The 6160-nt window shown below is 55.1% G+C and carries 5 protein-coding genes; 4 read left to right on the plus strand and 1 reads right to left on the minus strand.

Features of this window, described 5'->3' with window-relative positions; genetic code table 11:
* Positions 1-989, minus strand: a 989-nt coding sequence (locus tag AC2FJZ_RS22145; protein WP_496780385.1) for a helix-turn-helix domain-containing protein, incomplete at its 3' end; no start/stop codon positions are given.
* A 181-nt stretch (positions 990-1170) separates the two neighbouring features.
* Between AC2FJZ_RS22145 and AC2FJZ_RS22150 the strand changes: the two genes are divergently transcribed.
* The 4 genes from AC2FJZ_RS22150 to AC2FJZ_RS22165 all read left to right on the plus strand — a co-directional run.
* Positions 1171-2532 (plus strand): metal-dependent hydrolase family protein, encoded by a 1362-nt coding sequence (locus AC2FJZ_RS22150; RefSeq protein ID WP_281973886.1) that lies wholly within the window; start codon positions 1171-1173, stop codon positions 2530-2532.
* Between the two features lie 66 nt (positions 2533-2598).
* Entirely contained in the window at positions 2599-3990 is a 1392-nt protein-coding gene (locus AC2FJZ_RS22155; RefSeq protein WP_281973887.1) for a metal-dependent hydrolase family protein, read from the plus strand.
* Between the two features lie 73 nt (positions 3991-4063).
* A complete protein-coding gene (locus tag AC2FJZ_RS22160) occupies positions 4064-5713 on the plus strand; it encodes an amidohydrolase (RefSeq protein ID WP_281973888.1) in 1650 nt (549 codons plus the stop codon).
* An 83-nt stretch (positions 5714-5796) separates the two neighbouring features.
* Positions 5797-6160: hypothetical protein (locus AC2FJZ_RS22165; RefSeq protein WP_496780388.1), on the plus strand; the 364-nt coding region annotated here is incomplete at its 3' end.

Consider the following 6160-nt stretch of genomic DNA (forward strand, 5'->3'; position numbering starts at 1 on the left):
GATACGCCCGTCCATTTACGAAATGCTCTGGAGAAGGCGGTTGGGTCGGCATAGCCAAGCCTTTGCGCTGTCTCGCCGACGGATTTGTTGTCTTTTGCTAGCAGGCGTTCGGCTTCTTCCTGCTTAATGCGCGCGATCACTTGGGATGACGTTTGACCGTAAGGTTTCAGCCGGTTGTTCAGTGTTTCCTGATGAAAACCACAAAGATCCGCAAGCTCATTCACACCAAAACCTGGAACCGCAAGATGGACCCTGATCAGGCCTACCAGTCCCGCAAGGAAATCCTGTGGGGCGGCCAGATCTTCATCCATGACCCTGTAGTCTGGGGGATTTTCCAGTGCCTCTGGTCGTAATCTGTAACTTAGCCAGCTGGAGGGAAACCTGATCGAAAAACCTAGAGGATTGCACTTGATTGCCCGAACGCCGTGAAATTGGCCGGGCAGCGCTTCCGGGTCACTGACGCGAAGAATGACCTGATTGGGGTCCCACCTGAAATCCAGAACACGGTGCAAAAGGGATATCCATATACTTGTCAGAAACGCATCGATTTGGCTGGGAGAAACCGAAATCTGGAAGTTCCTTTTGGCACTGAAGTATGCGTGCTCTCCTTCGACAAAGAGGGATTGCGTAACAGCATTGGATTCCTTGGAAACCGCTTGAGTGTATCTGGTAAAGAAGTCTCCCAATGTAAGGGCTTCTGCCAGCATATCGCCGAGCGGGAGAAATTTGACAAGGTCAACGGATTGCCCGACCCGTGCGCAAAAATCCTTTGCAGTGGCTTCTGCCACGGCCTGATAGATATGGTAGACGGTATCGTGGCGCAGGAAATTCTTCGGGTCCATTACCTGCGCTTCGTTCAACCCCAGAGGATCAAGAACAAACGCGGGTTCGACCCCTACGCTGCGAAGCGCTGCGACAACCGGGCCCGCAACTGAAGCCCTGACGAGTGGCAGCGACTGATCCGTGTTTTTACCAAGTCTTCTTGTCATCTCTTCTCCAGAAATTCGCAATATTCCCGAGTGTAGGAAACTCCCACAATAAAATTATGAAACCTTGCAGTTTCCCAAAACTGTTCTTCTCGAACCGGCAATCTGTCAGGCATAAAGTCATTCATATTCTATAATGGTTCCTGATCAAGCTTTCTTGCGATTCTTGTTGATAGGAGCCCTGATGAACAGTTGCCTGATGCGTGTAGTGGCGCCCGCCGTATTGTTTGCGAGTCATTTGTTTCCAACCCATGCTGTCTCACAGGAAGAGAACTTCCCGATCCTTTTCACAAATGTTCATGTCTTTGACGGGGTGAACGAGGCGCGGATCGAGAACGCAAATGTTCTGGTCGTCGATAACCTGATCGCCGAAGTCTCAACTGAACCCCTGGCTGTCGCCAACGCCCAAATCATTGACGGTGGTGGGCGCACGCTGATGCCCGGACTGATCGACGCCCATGTTCACATGGCAATCACCGAACCGATTGCAGACCTCAGGGACAATTTCGACTGGATGTACTGGGGCGCCGTTTCCACCATCGAGGCCGAAAAGATGCTGTTGCGCGGCTTCACCTCCGTACGCGATGCGGGTGGGCCGGCAATCGGGCTTCAGAAAGCCATAGACCGGGGCAAGGCCGTCGGCCCCCGTATCTATCCGTCCGGCCCCGTGATCTCGCAGACCTCCGGGCATGGCGAGCATAGGCACTACACGGAACCGCACCCCAACTTCGAAGGGTCCTCGCCGTCGTTCTTCAATCAGCATCTTGAGTTTCTCGCCGACGGTGTCCCGGAAGTTCTGCGCGCAACGCGCGAAGCGCTTCGCCTCGGCGCATCGCAAATCAAAGTCATGGCGGGCGGTGGCGTATCCTCCAGTGTGGATCCGCTGCACACGGTTCAGTACTTGCCCGAAGAACTAGAGGCGGCAGTGCAGGCTGCGGCGGACTGGGATACCTACGTCCTTGTCCACGTCTACAATGACGAGAGCATTCTGCGGTCCATCGAAGCGGGTGTCCTGAGCATCGACCATGCGCAATTGATGACTGAAGTGGGCGCGCAGGCGATCAAGGACGCGGATGTCTGGGTCGTGCCCTACTATTCGCTTCTGGGGCTGGATGAGGAGGTTGTCACGAAGGTGCTTGGCCCACTCGCTGCTCCCAAATTTCTTGCAGTTCAGGCCGGAGCCAGAAACCAGATGAAGTTGCTGAAGGAATTTGGCATCGAAAAGGTCGTCTTTTCCACCGATATTATTGGGGACCCTGCGGCCCTCACCAAACAGAACGATGAATTCAAGTATCGACTCGAAGAGTGGTCTTCTTACGAAGTTCTTTTGCAGGCTACGTCTAAGGCCGGTGAATTGCTTGCCCTGTCAGGTCAACTCAACCCCTATCCCGCAGGTCCACTCGGCGTGATTACAGAAGGGGCCTATGCGGACATTTTGCTCGTCGAAGGAAACCCGGTCGAGGATGCCCTGATCATGACCGACTACGAGAACAACTTCGATCTGATCATGAAAGACGGCGTGATCTACAAGAACACACTCGACTGAGTGTCGCGCGGGGTGAAGTTACCTCGGCATCCCGCGCACCCAAAACACTTAAAGAAAGGCAACTCGATGAAACAGCTTAAACAGATTACAGTGACGGCAAGCGCGTTCGTATTCGCGGCGAGCGTTTCGTTTGCGCAGGACGCTTTGCCTCAAACACTGTTCACCAACGTCCATGTTTTTGACGGTGTGAACGAAGCGCGGATCGAAAATGCCAGTGTTTTGGTCGAGGGAAACCTGATTAAGGAAGTTTCGACCGATGCCATCGACGCGCCGGACGCAACCTTGATTGATGGCGGCGGGCGCACGCTGATGCCCGGGCTGATCGACAGCCACGTTCACCTGAACCTGACCGGTCTGTTCACAAGCTTTGGTGGCGCGGAATATGCCAATTGGGATGGTATTGGCGCAATGGCGGCTGCGAACGCGCGTGACTACCTCATGGATGGGTACACGACGGTTCGCGATGCCTGTGGTCAAGGCGATGCGATGAAGAAACTAATCGATCAGGACATAGTCGTCGGACCGCGGGTTTACCCAAGCGGTGCCTGCATCGGTCCGCAATCCGGTCACACGGACTGGCGCAGCCCCCGTGCGCGCGCTGAAGGTGGCCCCGTCACACAGGTCGAGGAACTTAATCTCGCGGTCGTCGCGGACGGCGTAGACGAAATCAGAGCAGCCGCGCGCAGAAACCTCAGCTTCGGCGCCACGCAGATCAAGCTTACGGTTGGCGGTGGTGTTTCCTCTGAATTGGACCCCCTCTGGTCCGTTGGATACAGCGTGGAAGAGATCAAAGCCGCAGTGGACGCGGCCGCATTTTATGACACATATGTGTTCGTACACGCCTATACAGACGAGACTGTTAAACTGGCTCTCGATGCCGGAGTGAAGGTCATTGACCACGGCCAGATGGTCACCGAAGAAACCGTAAAGCGCATGGCAGATGAAGGTATTATCTGGTCGCTCAATACCGCGGGCTTTTCACCGATCCTGTTTGAGCACCCCAACTTTGCGCCCGGCACGCCAGCAGGTATCAAACTCGCGGTTGCCCAGGACCAAAGCAAAGATCTCATTGAACTGGTCAAGAAGTACAAGCCCAAGATTGTGCACAATGTTGATACAGTACTTTCAACGCTCGATCAGGGCCGCGCCCACCGCGATTTCGAAAAGTACCAGTTTGCCGACTGGTTCGGAAATCATGCCATGCTGGTTTCGGCCACATCGGCGGGGGGCGAGCTGGCGCAATTGACGGGACAACGCAATCCTTACCCCGAGAAACTGGGCGTGATTGAAGCAGGCGCCTATGCCGATATCCTGATCGTCGATGGCAACCCGCTGGAAGATCTTTCTGTCTTGGGGGCCCAGCCGAAATGGTTTGACGCGGAACCGCGCGAAGAAGGTTTTGAAACCATCCGTGTCATCATGAAGGACGGCAAATTCTACAAGAACACGCTGGATTGAGGAGAGCGCGGGGCGGTCTCGCTCGTCCGCCCCGCGTTTTCCCCCGACGAACGCATCTTAAAAAGGATAGAACATGAAACGTCTCGCACTTGGCTCACTGGTGGTATTCTGCGGCTCGATGGCCGCCGCCCAAGACACAACGATTTTCACAAATGCCAACGTCTTGACCATGGATGCCGGTTTTTCGGTGGCTGAGGCTATGGCCATTCAGGGCAACCGCATTCTGGCGGTCGGGGCTGAAGCGGATGTGATGGCAGAAGCCGGGGAAAAGGCAACGGTTGTTGATCTGGCTGGCAGCACGGTCCTTCCAGGATTCATTGACGCACATTCCCACCCGGTCGGCGGCGGCGCATCTTCTGTCTTTGACAATGTGGGCATCGACCGTTTTTCCACAGTCGAAGAGGCGCTTGGGTACATGAAAGAAGCCACGGAAGGCCAAGGGCCTTTTGATTGGGCATTGTTTGTAAACCTCGACCTGGCGACGCAATCCTTCGCTGATGGCCTTGTTACCCGGGATCATTTGGACGCTATTGCGCCAGACACGCCGATGGTCATCTGGCAAGCGGGTGGCCATAAGATGACCGTTAACTCTGTCATGCTGGACTTGATGGGGGTTACTGACGACACGCCGGATCCTGAGGGTGCCCAATACGGGCGTTACGACGATGGTCGTCCCGACGGGAACTTGTCTGGATCCGCGCTGTTGTTCGGAGCGCTTGGCGTTATTGAACCCTATAACAGCTATGATCGCATCGAAGGTTCAGTCGCGCTGGCGAAAGAATGGAATGCTCAGGGGCTGACAACTCTTGGGGTTGCGGGCGTAGCGTCACCGAAAGATTGGGACGTGTTTGAGGAACTCGCCGCGCGAGATGATTTCCCTTTGCGGACCCGAAACTACCTCCAATGGGGTGCCTTGGTGATGTGGGATCAAGCGGGGGTAAGCCCCGGTCAGGGCGATGACAAGTCCCGTATCGTCGGCTGGAAGATCAGCGCGGACGGATCCAATCAAGCTTTCACCGGATTGCAGCGTGAACCTTACCTCAACTCGGACAACCTTGGTCTTGCCTATATGGGTCAAAAAGACATCGACGCTGCAGTTGTCGAAGGCACAAAACGTGGCGGCCAAATGGCCATGCACGGCAACGGAAATGCCGCCATCGACAATATCATATCGTCAGTTCAGAAAGCCCGAGATGCCGGTGTCGATGTCGTGCGCCCCCGAATTGAACATTGTTCGATCACCGAAGATGACCAGATCGCCAAACTCAAAGAGCTGGATATCTCTTGTTCATTCTTGATCGCGCACGTTCTCTATTGGGGTGCCGCCTTCCGTGACACTGTGTTCGGCCCTGAAAAGGCGGTGAAACTGGATCGAACCGGCAGCTTTGAGAAGGCCGGTGTGCCCTATTCTCTGCACACGGACTATTCCGTCTCGGTTCTTTCTCCGTTGGAAATGGTAGAAGCCGCAGTAACAAGATCCTTGTTTACGGACCCGGATACAGTGCTGGGCGAACACGAAAGAGCGTCTGTGGATATGGCTCTACGGGCGATTACCAGCGTCCCGGCCTTTCAACTCCTGTCAGAAGAAGAGATCGGCAGTCTTGAGGTCGGCAAACTAGCCGATTTCGTGATCCTGGGCCAGAATCCCCGCGCCATAGCCGCCGACCGAATCGCAGAGATCAAAGTGGAGCAGACCTGGATGGACGGGAAGAGGGTTCATTGAGGTTCTTGGGTTCCAACCGGCAAAGTCGTTTCCCGGCGCTCCAAAGTCCAAGAAGGCAAATTCAACACCGGGAGTAAACAAAAGTGAAATACCTGATCTCGACGGCGTTCCTCGCTCTGGCCTCGACGGTTTCTGCACAAGACCGTCCCGGAAACATGCGCACCTTTCTGTTCATTGGCACGTCCAATAGCACCGCTTGGGAAATGCAGATCGCCAATCCGGGGGATCGCGCAGCCTCGGTGAAGGGCGGGATCGAAGCGCTCGGTGGAGAGCTTTTGAGCTATTACTGGGGGCTTGGAAACGGGAAGAACTACATCACCGTTTCCCTGCCAGACGATCCAACCTTTATCCAGGCCTTCTATGTCAGCCGCCTCGGCGACGGCTTGTTGGATGACTACCAGATGATCGAATTGATGAGCAGCGCCGACATGGCTGTGGCACTGGAAC

This window comes from Ruegeria sp. CDSA079 (genome assembly GCF_059612245.1).